The 14,017-nt window shown below is 61.2% G+C and carries 12 protein-coding genes; 6 read left to right on the forward strand and 6 right to left on the reverse strand.

Annotated features, from left to right (window positions below; all coding sequences use genetic code 11):
• Nucleotides 1-10: 10 nt before the first annotated feature.
• Together OOZ53_RS24110 and OOZ53_RS24115 are read right to left on the reverse strand one after the other, a co-directional pair.
• A complete protein-coding gene (locus tag OOZ53_RS24110) occupies nucleotides 11-2,251 on the reverse strand; it encodes a xanthine dehydrogenase family protein molybdopterin-binding subunit (protein ID WP_271092334.1) in 2,241 nt (746 codons plus the stop codon).
• A 1-nt stretch (nucleotide 2,252) separates the two neighbouring features.
• The gene (locus OOZ53_RS24115; RefSeq protein ID WP_271092335.1) at nucleotides 2,253-2,711 is read right to left on the reverse strand and encodes a (2Fe-2S)-binding protein; all 459 of its coding nucleotides are present in this window, start codon (nucleotides 2,709-2,711) and stop codon (nucleotides 2,253-2,255) included.
• A gap of 152 nt (nucleotides 2,712-2,863) precedes the next feature.
• Between OOZ53_RS24115 and OOZ53_RS24120 the strand changes: the two genes are divergently transcribed.
• Nucleotides 2,864-3,427 (forward strand): TetR/AcrR family transcriptional regulator, encoded by a 564-nt coding sequence (locus OOZ53_RS24120; protein ID WP_271092336.1) that lies wholly within the window; start codon nucleotides 2,864-2,866, stop codon nucleotides 3,425-3,427.
• On the opposite strand, the gene OOZ53_RS24125 is transcribed toward OOZ53_RS24120, so the two are convergent.
• Nucleotides 3,424-3,858: a hypothetical protein gene (locus OOZ53_RS24125; RefSeq protein ID WP_271092337.1), complete on the reverse strand. Its 435-nt coding sequence runs from the start codon at nucleotides 3,856-3,858 to the stop codon at nucleotides 3,424-3,426. The genes OOZ53_RS24120 and OOZ53_RS24125 overlap by 4 nt on opposite strands.
• A 140-nt stretch (nucleotides 3,859-3,998) precedes the next feature.
• On the opposite strand from OOZ53_RS24125, the gene OOZ53_RS24130 reads away from it, so the two are divergent.
• Both OOZ53_RS24130 and OOZ53_RS24135 read left to right on the forward strand, forming a co-directional pair.
• Nucleotides 3,999-4,784 carry a helix-turn-helix transcriptional regulator gene (locus OOZ53_RS24130; RefSeq protein WP_271092338.1) on the forward strand — a complete coding sequence of 262 codons (786 nt, stop codon included), beginning with the start codon at nucleotides 3,999-4,001 and terminating at the stop codon, nucleotides 4,782-4,784.
• A 234-nt stretch (nucleotides 4,785-5,018) separates the two neighbouring features.
• Nucleotides 5,019-6,503, forward strand: a complete 1,485-nt coding sequence (locus tag OOZ53_RS24135) for a glycosyl hydrolase 108 family protein (RefSeq protein ID WP_271092339.1) — start codon at nucleotides 5,019-5,021, stop codon at nucleotides 6,501-6,503.
• A gap of 60 nt (nucleotides 6,504-6,563) precedes the next feature.
• Here the strand turns inward: OOZ53_RS24135 and OOZ53_RS24140 are convergent, their stop codons facing one another.
• Both OOZ53_RS24140 and OOZ53_RS24145 read right to left on the reverse strand, forming a co-directional pair.
• Entirely contained in the window at nucleotides 6,564-7,271 is a 708-nt protein-coding gene (locus tag OOZ53_RS24140; RefSeq protein WP_271092340.1) for an NAD-dependent deacylase, read from the reverse strand.
• 74 nt (nucleotides 7,272-7,345) lie between these two features.
• Nucleotides 7,346-8,095, reverse strand: a complete 750-nt coding sequence (locus OOZ53_RS24145) for a class I SAM-dependent methyltransferase (protein WP_271092341.1) — start codon at nucleotides 8,093-8,095, stop codon at nucleotides 7,346-7,348.
• A 286-nt stretch (nucleotides 8,096-8,381) separates the two neighbouring features.
• Between OOZ53_RS24145 and OOZ53_RS24150 the strand changes: the two genes are divergently transcribed.
• The gene (locus OOZ53_RS24150; protein WP_271092342.1) at nucleotides 8,382-9,014 is read left to right on the forward strand and encodes a cell wall hydrolase; all 633 of its coding nucleotides are present in this window, start codon (nucleotides 8,382-8,384) and stop codon (nucleotides 9,012-9,014) included.
• Nucleotides 9,015-9,110: 96 nt separating this feature from the next.
• Here the strand turns inward: OOZ53_RS24150 and OOZ53_RS24155 are convergent, their stop codons facing one another.
• Nucleotides 9,111-10,760 (reverse strand): S1 family peptidase, encoded by a 1,650-nt coding sequence (locus tag OOZ53_RS24155; protein ID WP_271092343.1) that lies wholly within the window; start codon nucleotides 10,758-10,760, stop codon nucleotides 9,111-9,113.
• A gap of 239 nt (nucleotides 10,761-10,999) precedes the next feature.
• Between OOZ53_RS24155 and OOZ53_RS24160 the strand changes: the two genes are divergently transcribed.
• Both OOZ53_RS24160 and OOZ53_RS24165 read left to right on the forward strand, forming a co-directional pair.
• Nucleotides 11,000-12,649 (forward strand): MFS transporter, encoded by a 1,650-nt coding sequence (locus OOZ53_RS24160; protein ID WP_271092344.1) that lies wholly within the window; start codon nucleotides 11,000-11,002, stop codon nucleotides 12,647-12,649.
• A 109-nt stretch (nucleotides 12,650-12,758) separates the two neighbouring features.
• Nucleotides 12,759-14,006 carry an APC family permease gene (locus OOZ53_RS24165; RefSeq protein ID WP_271092345.1) on the forward strand — a complete coding sequence of 416 codons (1,248 nt, stop codon included), beginning with the start codon at nucleotides 12,759-12,761 and terminating at the stop codon, nucleotides 14,004-14,006.
• Nucleotides 14,007-14,017: the final 11 nt, after the last annotated feature.

Genomic DNA, 14,017 nt, shown 5'->3' on the forward strand with positions numbered 1-14,017 from the left:
GCACCGGTCCTCAAACGAAATCGATATGTTTGTTAAACGGCATTTCACGGATGCGCTTGCCGGTGGCGGCGAAAATCGCGTTGGCCAGGGCCGGTGCAGCCGGCGGCACGGGAGGCTCGCCAATGCCGCGGATCTTGCTGCCGTTTTCCAGACCGCGAACCTCAATTTCCGGACACTGATAGAGGCGCATGCCCTCGAAGGCGTGGAAGTTGTCCTGCTCGGCAATGCCGTCCGAATAGGTAATCTCGCAATTCATCGCATGGCCGAGGCCCCAGATGACACCGCCCTTGACGAGATTGTCGAAGTTCACCGGATCGACCACACGGCCGACCTCCGCCGCCACGAAGACCTTGTCGATCTTGATGCCGTCGTCGGTGTCGGTGACTTCAACGACCTCCGCCGTTGCTACGCCGAATGACATGCAGAACGCGACGCCGCGGCCGCGCTTCGGCCCGAGGTCGCTGCCCCAGCCCGACATCTCGCCGACCGCTTCGAGAACCTTGCGTGAGTTGTCATGCCACATCAACCGGATCCGTTCCTCCAGCGGATCGGCGCCGGCGGCGACGATGAGCTCGTCGAGGAAACAATCGTGGAAGAAACCGTTGCTCGACGCACCGACCGACCGCCAGGAACTGATGGGGGCGAGTTCCGGTGCACGGTAGCCGGTCATCCGGTAATTGGGGATCGCGAAAGGCTGCTCCCATGCGCCGGCGATAATCTGCGTGTCCGGCCCGGGCAGGGAAAGACCCTGACGTCCCATCTGCGAGGCGATCACGGAAGGCATGGCAATACCGAGGTCATAGGTATCCACCTTGCCGTCCTTGACGACGCCACGGCCCCGCGCCATGGCGATCTGCCTTGGAAAGTCGTGGATCATGTCCTCTTCGCGGCTGTAAGTCAGCTTGACCGGCGTGCCTTTCATTTCCCTCGCGATTTCGACCGCCTGCTTGACCACCTCGTCCTCAAGGCGATGGCCGAAACTGCCGCCGACATAAAGCACGTGGACATACACGTCATCGAAAGCGACACCGGTCAGCTTCGCCACGTTGCCTTGCACGAAGCGCGGGATCTGCGTGCCCGTCCAGACATCGACGCGATCATCCTCGACCTTGACGATGGCGCTGATCGGCTCCAGCGGCGCATGGGCAAGATAGGGTGCACGGTACTCGGCCTCGATCACGTCCGCACCGGCAAGCGCTGTCTCGACGTCACCGTCGTCACGATTACGGGCTTCGATCTGCTCGTCATTGAATGAATTGCCGAGCGCTTCCCAATGACCATCCATTTCCGGCGGATAGGGTGCCGGACCCCAATCGAATTCAATGGCATTTGCCGCCTGGATGGCGCGCCAGGTGTTGTCCGCGACAACGCCGACACCGCCGGTGATCGGCACGATCTTCTTGACGCCGCGCATATTTTCGGCCGCGCTTGCATCGAAACCGTTCATGGCTCCGCCCTGGCGCGGGTTGAGCTTGACGGTCGCATGCACCATGCCGTCGACCTTGAAGTCGACGCCGTAGGGCAGCGTGCCGGTCGATTTGGCGACGATGTCGTGACGGCGCATCGGCTTGCCGAGCAGACGCCACTCGCTCGGATCGCGCAGCGTGACATTGGTCACCGGCCGGATGGTCGCTGCCACCGGGGCAAGCTCCACATAGGTAAGTTGCGAACCGTCCGGCAGTTGCACGGCGCCTTTGGCGGTCTTCAGTTGACCGACCGGCACCCCGGACTTCTGCGAGGCAGCCGCCTTCAGTGTCTCACGGGCGACGGCACCGGCCGTGCGCAGCTTCTCATAGCCATCCGGAACGGATGTCGACCCACCGGTCACCTGCATGCCGAGGAACTTCATCAGCACGTCCATGACGCCGCGGACCGATTCGGCCATGAAGCTTTCATCGGTCGAGCGGAACGGCGCGCCTTCCTCTGACAAGGCCGTATTGTAGTAGGCCGGGCTCGGCATGCCGGGATCGACCCGGACCTGGTCCAGTTCGATGTCGAGCTCCTCGGCGATCAGCGCCGCCTGAACCGAATAAGCACCCTGCCCCAGATCGGTGCGCGGCGTGATCAGCGTCACGCCCTCGGCGTCGATCTTGACGTAGGGCGTGATGACCGCCTCGCCCTCTTCGAGATCCGCCATGAGCGGATTTTCGCCGGGGCGCTTGTACATATATGCGCCGAAGGCGACGCCGCCGGCAACGGCCACGGAACCGATGAGGAAGGTGCGGCGTGCAATTGTCGTTACGCGTCCCATATCATGCACTCCTCAGGTTCTTGGCGGCTGTCTTCACCGCCTCGCGGATGCGCGGATAGGTGCCGCATCGGCAAAGATTGGCCGACATGGCGACATCGATATCCGCGTCGGTCGGATCGTCATTGGTTTCAAGGAAGGAGGCCGCCGCCATGATCTGCCCGGACTGGCAATAGCCGCACTGGGCAACCTGATGCTCCACCCAGGCGGCCTGCACCGCGTGCAGCGCATCGGGCGTGCCGAGCCCCTCGATGGTCGTCACCTCATACTCGACCGCGCCGACGGGGAGTTGGCAAGACCGAACGGCCACGCCGTCCACATGGACGGTACAGGCACCGCATTGGGCTATGCCGCAGCCATATTTCGGCCCTGTGATTCCAAGTTCGTCCCTCAGGACCCACAGAAGCGGCATGTCTTCCTCGACATCCACCTCATGGTCCTGGCCGTTCACGGTAAGTTTCATGGAGTAATCTCCTTTACAGATGGCTGCGGAACCGATTATTCAAAAGCCGATCGGTCGAATTGGGGCCGCCAAGACCCCAATGACCGATCGACCTTGCTGGCCCCCGGCTGTATAGATATTGACAACACAACATAATTTGTCAAGTTGTACGAATGAATGAAAAGGAAAGAAATATTGTCGAGAACGCCATCGGGGTGATTTCCCGCTACGGCGTGCGCCGCACGACCATGAGCGACATCGCCACGGCCGCCGGCATCTCGCGCCAGACGCTCTACTCAAGCTATGCCAACAAGGAAGAGATCCTGGCGGCCGCGATCTGCTATTCGACGGACCGGACCATGGAGGCGCTGGAGGCCGACTGGGGCAAGGACGGATCGATTGCCGACAAGCTCGATGCCTATTTCCAGCACTGCGTCATCGCCTATTACGACATGCTGAGCCAGATGCCGGATGCCGAGGACCTGGTAACCGGCTACAACACCGTCGGCAAGGCCGAGCAGGACAAGGCCATGCAGCGCAAGGGAGAGGTGCTGGCCTCTCTCCTTGCGCCCTACAGGGACAGGCTGACCAGGGCCGACATGACGCCCCAGGACCTGGCGGATATGGTGCTGAACGCTTCGTCCAACTTCAAATATGTGGCAAAGGACCGCCCGCATCTGCTGCAGCTGATTACTTCCCTGCGCAAGGCGGCCCTTTCGCTCATCGGTGAGATTTAAGCCGCGTTCGGTGCCGTCTCGACCGGCCGCCACAGCGGCACGACGAAGAGCACCAGGAATCCGACATTGTAGAGTGCGTTCATCGGCGCACCGGAAAGCACGGAGCCCAGCCCGTCAATGACGAACCATGTGGCGGCGGCGGTCAGGATCATGCTGCGCGCCAGGGCCGGATCGCGCGGCAGCAGCCGTGTCGCCGCCATCCAGATCATGACACCCCAGCCGGCGATGACGCCGCCCGTTATCGCCCAGAAGAACCGCGCTGCCGGGTCCAGTTGCTCCGGCGTGCCGTCGAGCGGGAAAAAGGCGAGGTCGGCAAAAAAGCGGGTGATCTCCGAAGTGGCAGGAAACGCGCCAATGGGCCCCAAAAGCCCGAATCCCACGAGAAACGCGGCACCCGCCTTGAGCCAGTTCTGAGCCGTTTCGATATGCATTGCCTCATCTCCTTGCAATTGACATGGGCAATGGGATAGCGGCCCGGCTGATGCGTCTCAATTACCTTGGAGGTAAGTGTCTGACGTAAATATGCCGCTATAGTGAAACGCGGACCGAACCGCTCATTGGGAACAGAAACATGCAGAACGCATTCGGCGACACATTGAAGGAATGGCGCGGCCGGCGCCGCATGAGCCAGCTCGATCTCGGCCTCGCCGCCAATGTCTCGGCCCGGCATATCTCGTTCCTGGAGACGGGACGCTCGCGCCCGAGCCGCTCCATGGTCCGGCTCCTGTCGGAATCGCTGGAACTGCCGCACGGCGCCCGCAACGCCTTTCTCGGCGCCGCCGGATTCGCTCCGGCCTATCGAAAGCGCGACCTCGACGATGCCGACATGGCGCATGTGCGCGCCGCCGTCGACTGGACGCTGGAGCGGCACGATCCCTTCCCGGCCATGGCGCTCGACCGCCACTGGACCGTCGTCAAGGCCAACCGGTCCGGCGGCCTGCTGCTTGGCGGTGCCGGCGTTTCTGAGGGCGACAGCCTCCTGGAGGCGCTGACCGATGCCAAACGCATGCAGGCTGTGCTGGAAAACTGGCGCGAGGTCGCCGAGCACATGATTGTGCGCCTGCGCACCGAAAGCGCCCATCTCGGCGGCGATGACGTGCTCGACGCAACGGTTGATAGGCTGGAGTTGGCTCTGGGACCGCGAACCGGCGGCAATAACCATCCGCTGCCCGCCATCATTCCGGCCCGCTACCGTGCAGGCGACAAGGTGCTGTCATTCTTCTCCACCATCGCCCAGTTCGGCTCAGCAGAGGACATCGCGCTCTCCGAACTGCGCATCGAGCTGCTGTTTCCCTCGGATGACGAGACGCGAACAGCATTGTTTGACATCTCAAGATCTCAAGCCGAAGCAAAATAAGTCGCTTACTTCGAGGTCCGGCAGCGGCTCAAGTATAATTGAACCGCATCAAGTGTTCAGCGCTGCAGCAAACGCAAATCAAAATAACCTACATACTCAAGTAGTTTACAATCGCCGATCACGCAAAAATTTGCTTCTCGAAACAAAAAATTTTTCTTGTTTTAGTTGTGCGGATATCCAAAAGTAAATTACTTTCAGTTGAGAAGCTTTTCTCACATTTAGGGGGTGCTGAACATGAGCCGATTCAACGAGATTATGGAGACCGTGTTTAGATGGGAGGGCGGATATGTCGATCACCCAGACGACCCGGGCGGCGCCACCAACATGGGTATTACACACAAGGTCCTGGCCAAATGGCGGGGAGTTCCTGCTGTCTCCAAGAAAGAAGTCAGGAACTTAACCCGAGAAGAAGCCGAGGAAATTTTTCGATCACGCTACTACGATGTCATCAAGGGAAGGAAACTGCCCGAACCGATCGACCTGATTGTCATGGATGGTGCCGTCAACCACGGCACCAAAACTATGGTTCAGTTTCTTGAAGAAGCGTTGGGGGTAGAACAAAACGGAAAACTTGGAAACAACGACATCAACACGCTCAAAGAGGCGACGGGGAATGAAGATGATCTGATTGCACTGGCCGTGAGTCTTGCCGATGCCAGAAAACAGAGATATCTGACCCGCCCGCATGCCGTGAGGTTCATCAAGGGCTGGACCAATCGACTGAACGACGTGATGGCGGTCGCACTTCGCGACAGGCGTGGAACCTGGACCTTCGCGCATGGCTACGATGCGGAGGGCATGCCGGGCACCAGCCTCGATCCCGACCCGGTGTCATCGGTAATTCGACCGGTTATCGAAGATGACGAGCTGCAGGCCGCATTGGTAACCTGGGGAGACTATACTGGCGAAATAGACGGGCTCTTTGGTCCCATGTCTCTCGCAGCCGCTGACCGGGCTCTTCAGAGAAACTCGGCGATCGTCTCCGGAAATTGGCACACCTGGTCGAACGCCAGAAAGAAAATTGCTATCGGTCAGTTGGTGTGCAGGGATCTAGGCATCGACGTCGGCCGCATCGACGGACTGTTCGGTCCACTGACCGAGGCTGCCTTTGTTGCATTCAACCGAATACTTCGAAACATGCCACCGGACAAATGGCGTGACGAACTAGAGCGCGGTGGTGACACACCCGCATTCGAACCCGTACTCACCGAGATGAACACCTGGCCGAGACGGGATGAGCTGGTGAACTTCTTTGGCAAAGAATGCACACCAAACGACCATAGCGAAGGTTGTGGCAGAGGTACCGTCAAGCTCAAACGTCTTGAACTGCCCTTCCCGATGCGGATCGCCTGGGATTTGAACACGACCATCAGCGGATTTTCCATTCACGAAATGGTTCACGACAGTGCTGCCCGGGTGCTTGATAAAGTATACCAGCACTACGACGACGATGGTGTTGAAGAGCTTGGTATCAACCTGTTTGGAGGTTGCTACAACTGTCGCAAGATCAGGGGCGGCAGCCGTTGTTCGACTCATGCCTGGGGCATCGCGATCGATTTCGATCCGGCGCGGAACCGGCTGAAATGGGATCACAGATTAGCACGCCTGGCGAAACCCGATGCCGTCAAATTCTGGGAGTTATGGGAAGCTGAAGGCTGGGTAAGCCTTGGCCGGGCCAGGGACTACGACTGGATGCATGTTCAGGCTGCCAGGCTTTAACGCGCAAATCTTGCGGAATGGCACCATGGTATGCGCGGCGATCGGTGAATTGACCCCGGCTTATCCCGCCAACAACCGCTCCACATAGGCAGGCACCACCTCGGTTGCCTTGCCGTGGATGGCCTCGTCGAAATGGGAAATGCCCTCAGACGGTTCGAGGTTGAGTTCGACCGTCCGGGCGCCGGCGCCGCGCGCCTCGGCGACGAAGCCTGCGGCCGGGTAGACATTGCCGCTTGTGCCGATGGAAATGAAAAGATCGCACACACCCAGCGCCGCGTAGATCCGCTCCATCTCGTAGGGCATTTCGCCGAACCAGACGACATCCGGACGCAGGCCGCCCTCCCTGCCGCAGTGTCCACACGCTTCGTGCACCATAAGGTCGCGGTCATAGGGCCCGCGCGCGCCGCAATGATGGCACAGAGTCTTGAGGATCTCGCCATGCATGTGAATGAGGTTCGTCGTTCCCGCCCGCTCGTGCAGCGGATCGATATTCTGCGTGACCGTCAACACTTCGCCGGGATAATCGGCTTCCAGCCGCGCCAGCGCCGCATGCGCCGCATTGGGCTCCACGCCCCGCGAATTGTTGCGGCGGCCGTTGTAGAAGTCGAGCACGCCCTGCGGATCGCGCGCGAAGGCTTCCGGCGTCGCCACGTCCTCGATGCGCACCTTCGACCAGATGCCGTCCTTGTCGCGAAAGGTCGAAAGTCCCGATTCGGCCGAAAGCCCGGCGCCGGTCAGGATGACGATGCGTTCATATCGATGTGCCATGCGGCGACTTTAGGCGAAGAACGACCCGCCGCCAGGTCGAAATCCTTTGCCGGCAAGGATCCGGAGCCTCCGTTCTATATCAGACGTGCCCTTCGGGCCGAGAAGACCACGCATTGCGGGTTCTTCCGCCACTCCATATAGCGCGCCTGCAGGTCCGGGCGGCTGTCCGGAAGATCGGTTCCTTCCCAGGCGATATCGCGCAGTCCCGCCATGCCGAGCTCGCGTTCCAGCACGTCTCGGTCCCAGCGCCAGACCGGACAGCTGAATTCGCCGATCCGGAACCTCGATTCGGGCCCGCTCTGGTACTGGATGGATATGCCCGCCTCGGCCTGCGCCAGCGAGTGATCGCCTTCCGGGTCGAGATCCGGGCTCAGGGTCACCAGCGCACAGCGGCCATCCGCCTTCAGGTTGCGGGAGATGAAACGGCCCATGCCCCAGATGCCTTCCGGCGTATCGGCATAGTGAAACACATAAAGGCCGGTGACGATATCGACCGGCGGCAGCGTCAGCCCGGAATTGCGCAGATCCGCCCTGACGAAGCCGATCCTTTCCTGCTCGTCGACCGGCAGCAATTTGCGCTTTTCCTCGGCCCGTTTCAGCATCTCGCCCGAGATATCGACGCCGATGACGGACTTCGCGCCCATCTCCAGCAGCTTCCAGCTCAACCGCCCGTCGCCGCAGCAAAGATCGATCACCGACTTGCCGGCGGGATCGCCCATCGTCTCGAACAGCGTGTGGGTCGAGAAGATGTCGAGATCGTCCTGCTCGTCGACCGATGAGATCGTGTTGAGATAGGCATCGGTGTCAAGGTCGTAATCGGCCATCGTCAATCCTCCATTGATCGCAATATTTGACTGTGAGATGGCGACGAAACGGGCGTTTACAAGCGAAAACCGGCAACCATTACCGCGAATTAATCTTGCGGCGGCTGCGGGGCGGAAAAGGCCGGATCTTGGTCCGCGCCAGCTGTCGATGGAAAGCGCTCCGCCCCGGGCCAACCCTGCCGTTTATGCCTAACAATCCATTAAAATACTCAATAAAATCCACACGTTAGACTTACCTGAATCTTGATTCGATTGCGTCACACTCCCTCGAGGAAGGGATGTTGTGATGTTTCGTATAGTCACGTCGATAGCGATATGGATGCTGATGGCGCTGGCCTTGACGGGCCCGGCAAAGGCCGCCTCCGTATTCGCGCTCAAGATGACCCTGGCTTCGCCGGGTTTCCTGATGGTCACGCCGCGCGTGCCCGAGGTGCGGTTTTCGGCGCCCGGCGCGCAGAAATACTGCCTCGCGCTCGCCATCTATCACGAGGCGCGCGGCGAGCCGCTGTCCGGGCAGCATGCCGTCGCCATAACGATCCTCAACCGGGTGCGCTCCAGCGCCTATCCGGACACGGTCTGCGGCGTCGTCTACCAGAACGCCCACAAGCGCAACCGCTGCCAGTTTTCCTTTGCCTGCGACCGGCTCAGCGACTTTCCGAAGAACACGGCGGCATTCGCGCGCTCAATGCAGGTTGCGGAATTCACCGCGAAATTCGATGCCGGCATGGACGGCGCCACGGTATCCGGCACGCCCCTGGCGATGCTGCGCGGCATGACCCACTATCACCGTCATGACGTGCGGCCGGTCTGGTCGAAGAAGCTCGAGCGCCTTGCCCGCGTCGGCGACCATGTTTTCTTCCGCAGCGAGCGCGTCGTCAGCCGATATCGCCCGGCCAGGGTGGCCTCGATCAGCCGCTAACGGAACGGCACCGTTCGAAATCTTGACGGCTGAGATGAATTGAGGGGCGTGCCGCAATCGCGGCGCGCCTTTTTGATTGCGGCAAACGGGATCTGATCAGTTCGACGCCACCTGATCGAGCAGTTCTCGCACTCTGGCGACCGGAACGCCAAGATTGGAGCCGCCATATTCGGGCAGGATCGCCGTATTCACGGCCACCACATTGCCATAGACGTCGAGCACCGGCCCGCCGCTTCCGCCATGGGTGGTTTCGGCGTCATAGGCGATTGTCTCGCGCGAGACGCCGCCGACGATGCCGCGGCTTGCCAGCGGCATGATACGGCCCGCCACAGCCAGTCGCTCCGCAACGCTCCAGAAGCCGGTTTCACCGGTTTCCCGCAACGCCTCGACAAAGCTCTCGCCGGCCTGGGCCAGCATGGAGCGCAGCCCGGTGGGATAGCCCATCAGGATAATCTCGTCTCCCGGCGCCGGCGGCGCTCCGGCGAGGCGCAGCCCCTTGGTCTGGAAGACCTGCTCTGTCTGCCGCAGCAGCGCGACATCCGCCGTCTCGCTCGAGCGCACAAGTTCGACCGGCACGGCATCCGACAAGCCCGGAATATAGGCAATGAAACGCGTCATCACCGGCTCCAGGCCCTGCGCCAGCATCATCTTGACATTGGCGTCATAGTCCCAGGGCGCGCCGACATGCTTGTTGGTCACGATCAGCCCGTTGTCGCCGATCACGAAGCCGGTTCCGGTGAACTGGCGCTCGGCCACCGGCCCGGTGCCGTCGAGTGACAAGGACGGCAGGCCGCTCGGCATCGGAATCGGCTTTCCATTGGCGTCGACGACTATGCGCAGCATGCGGTCGCCGTCCTTTTCCTTGAATCCCCACGCGCCCTGCAGGAACAGCACCGATGACATCGACGTGGCAACGACCTTGGCGCTCGCTTCCGAGCGGCGCTCGATATCGGTCACGCGCTCGGCCGTCGTCGCCAGTTGGCCGCGCAATTCCTGGCTCAGCGCCTCCAGATCCTCCGACCGTAGCGCCTCTTCCTGCGAACGGGCCAAGGAGCTTGAGAAATTCTCCAGTTCCGCCACGCCGCTTTCAATCTGCGTATTTTGCAGCGTATTGATCTTGCCCTGCTGGTAGACCAGCCAGGCAAGGGCAACGATGGCAAGCACAACGGAAAACCGGAACAGGATCGTGGTCTTGCCGGCAAGTCCCGAAGCCGCCTGCCGGCACGTACGTGCAAGGCGCTTCGCCAATGGCTGGCGGCTGCTGCGGAAATAGGCGAACGCATCGCCGAAGATGCCGCCGACACTCTCGCGCATCGGATGCTTGCTGTCATAGATATGGCAACGCGACATCGGGCCGTTATTGCCGAACTCGATCGTGTCGTGCTGGTTGAGCCCTTTCGACGTGACCGGCTCGCCATTGACCCAAAGTTCCGCGCCCTCGGCCGTTTCGATCTCGTAGCCGCTCTCGGCTCGGAATATCCGGGCCGCCCAGCCTTCACGGGCCGCGTCGAACTCTTCGGCCACATGCATGTGGCCGTACGGCCCGAGCCGCAGATGGACCGAGGGCTGCCACAGCCAGGTGACGGTCCCGCGGCAGTGCCCGGTCATATGCTCGAGCGCCAGGACCGATTGCGTCTCGCCGAATTCCGTCGCCGGCGGTTGTGCCGGATCGTCCATGGTCTTTTTTTCATCCTCGGTCATGAAAACAAACATAGCGTAGAGCGAGGCGCTGTTAAACAAACGCATCAGGACACGCGCATCCGCCTGTCACCGGATATGAACTCCACCCATGAACCCGCCGGTATCATCGCAATGATTTCAAAAGGTTGCAGGCACTAACAATATGGTGATCTCAAACGGTTCAACTTGAACAATAAGGTGAAGGGCCGGAATTCGGCCTGATACGCACGCTTTGGACCTTCATTGACCGGCGTCAATGCACCGCCATGCGCGGGGATGCACTATTATGGTCGCAAGGGGAGACAATGTCCGAAACCGCCGTTCACAAGAAGCCGTATTTTCGCCGTCTGGCGGAAGCTGTGTTCGTCGATCTCTACCGTCAGTTCCGCTGGTCGTACCTGCCGCCGCTGATGGTTTATTTCGCCGCCGGCATATCGGGCCTCACGGCCATTGTCGGCACATTCTTCGTCAAGGAATATCTCGGCCTTTCGGCGGCTTTCCTGGCAGGCCTGACCTTCTGGGCCGGTATTCCCTGGGCGCTGAAGATGCCGATGGGGCACCTGGTCGATCTCATCTGGCGCTGGAAGGGCGCGCTGATCTTTCTCGGCGCCGGGCTGGTCACCGCCAGTCTGATGATCATGTTCGCACTGATCGCCTACACCGATGACATGGTCGCGATCATGCCGATATCGGCCTGGTATGTCCTGAGCGTCCTGCTCGCCCCGAGCGGCTATGTCATCCAGGATTCGGTCGCCGATGCCATGTCGGTCGAGGCGGTGCCGCGTCACGCGCTCGATGGAACGCCCCTCGGCGAGGCTGAGACCAAAGCGCTGCACACGGCCATGCAGACGCTGGGCCGCATCGCCCTCATCGGCGGTCTTGTCTTCGTCGCATCGCTCAACATCTTCATGTTCGCCGGCGTCGAAGAGATGAGCCAGGACGACAAGGCGGCCGTTTATGCGCGCATTTACCTGACCGCGCTGGCGATCCCGGCGATTTCGGTGTCGGGCGTCTTTCTCGCCTCGGTAATGAAGGCCCGGCGGCGGCGCGAGCTGCGCCGGCGTGGCATGAGCGCCGAGGAAATCGATGCCGCCGTCGACCGGCCGGTCGGCAAGGTCGAGGCCAACTGGTGGTATTTCATCGGGGGCGGCCTTTTCGTCGCCCTGACGCTCCTGGTGGGGCTTTCCAACATTGCCTTTTCCCAGGAGATCGTCTTTGCCGGCTCCATGGCCATCGTCCTTGTTCTGATGCGGCAGCTGATCGCGGCGCTCGACAAGGCTCATGCGCGGGCGCTGATCGGCACGGCGATCATCATCTTCGTCTTCCGCGCCGTTCCGCTGCCGGGCGCCGGCGCCACCTGGTTCTCGATCGACGTTCTCGGCTTCGACCAGCAGTTCCTTTCGGTTCTCTCCCTGATTGCCTCCATGCTGACACTCGCCGGCATGATCATCCTGCGCCCGCTGATCGCCACGAAGACGATCACCGATATCGTCGTGCTTCTGACCATCGCCGCAGGCGTTTTGTCTCTGCCCAATATCGGGCTCTATTACGGTCTTCACCATTGGACCGGGCCTTTGACCGGCGGCGTGGTCGACGCCCGGTTCATCGCGCTCATCGACACGGCGATCGAATCGCCGCTCGGCCAGATCGCCATGATCCCGATGCTTGCCTGGATCGCCAAGAACGCGCCCTTCGAACTCAAGGCCACCTTCTTCGCGGTGATGGCCTCTTTCACCAATCTCGCTTTGTCGGCAAGCAGCCTTTTAACCAAATATCTCAACCAGATTTTCGTCGTCACCCGCGAGGTGCGCGACCGCGCCACCGGTGAAATCGTCACATCCGCGGATTACGGTTCGCTCGGCTGGCTGCTGATCGTCGTCGCCGTCACCTCCGTTGCCGCACCGCTGATCACCATAGCAATTGTTCAACTCACCGTTTTCCACACCGAGGAGTAGCGGCCGAAAGACGACAAATGTGTACGCGATTGACTTCGCTCAACACGCGCATGTGCAGGACCTGCGATACTGGGACGCGATACACAAGGCCAGAAGAGAGCCTAGACGGATGGCACCCGATACGGTTTCGGCCGGTGACGGCCCTGACACATCGCTGAAGCGGACGCTCACCCTGCCCTATGTCGTCTTTTACGGGCTGGGCGTAACCGTCGGCGCCGGCATTTATGTGCTGATCGGCGAGGTGATCGGCCGCGCCGGCGAGTTTGCGCCCCTGTCCTTTCTGATCGCAGGCTTTGTCATGCTGTTTCCCGCGGCCTGCTATGCCGAGCTGACCGGCCGGTTGCCCTTTGCCGCGGCCGAGGCGCATTTCGCTGAGGCCGGTTTCAACTCCAAGACGCTGTTCCTGATCGTCGGCCTCGCCGTCGCCTCGGTCGGCATCGTTTCCTCGGCGGCAATCGCCCATGGCGCCGTGGGCTATCTGATTCAGGTCATCGACCTTCCTCCGACGGTGCTCCTGGTCGGCGTGGTCTGTCTGACCGGTCTCGTTGCCGGTTTCGGCGTGCGCGAATCCATCGGCCTGGCGGGCCTGCTCACGCTGATCGAGGTCACCGGCCTGATCGCCATTATCGCCGGTGCCGCCTTCTCGGATGCCGACTTTGCCGGCCAGGCGGTCAAGATGGTTCCGCCGTCCTTTTCCTCCGTCATCTGGTTCGGCATCATCAGTTCCAGCCTGCTCGCCTTCTTCGCCTTTATCGGTTTCGAGGACATCCCGTCGATTGCAGAGGAGACCGTCAATCCGCAAAAAACGCTGTCGCGGGGCATCTTCATCACGCTTGTTCTGAGCCTGGCGCTCTATGTGCTCGTGGCGCTCGCCTCCCTGGCCTCGGTGCCGGCAGCCGAAATCGCCGCGACCGAAGCGCCGTTGGCCCTGGTCTTCAGGGAAACCACCGGGCTTTCGCCGCTGACCATCACGCTGATTGCCATCGTCGCCACGGTCAACGGCATCATCGTGCAGATCCTGATGGCTGCACGCATCCTCTACGGCCTCGGCCGCCGCGGCGCCCTGCCGACCGTCCTGGCGCGGGTCCATGCCAGGACACGCGCGCCGGTGGTCGCAACGGCCCTCGTCACCATCATTGTTTTGATACTGGCGCTCCTGTTTCCCATCACCCGCCTGGCCGAGTGGACATCGGCCATCACCCTGTCGATCTTCATCACGGTCTGCGCCGCGCTCATCCGCATCAAGCGCCGTGGCGCTGAAGCGCCCGCCGGCACATTCATCATTCCGGTTTGGGTGCCCTATTGCGGCATCATCGCCTGCGCTGCACTATTGATTTCGGGCCTGCTTGCCGGCTGAAAGGAGACCGC

Origin of the sequence: Allohoeflea poritis (assembly GCF_027889715.1) — a bacterium.
Classification (GTDB): Bacteria; Pseudomonadota; Alphaproteobacteria; order Rhizobiales; family Rhizobiaceae; genus Hoeflea_A; species Hoeflea_A poritis.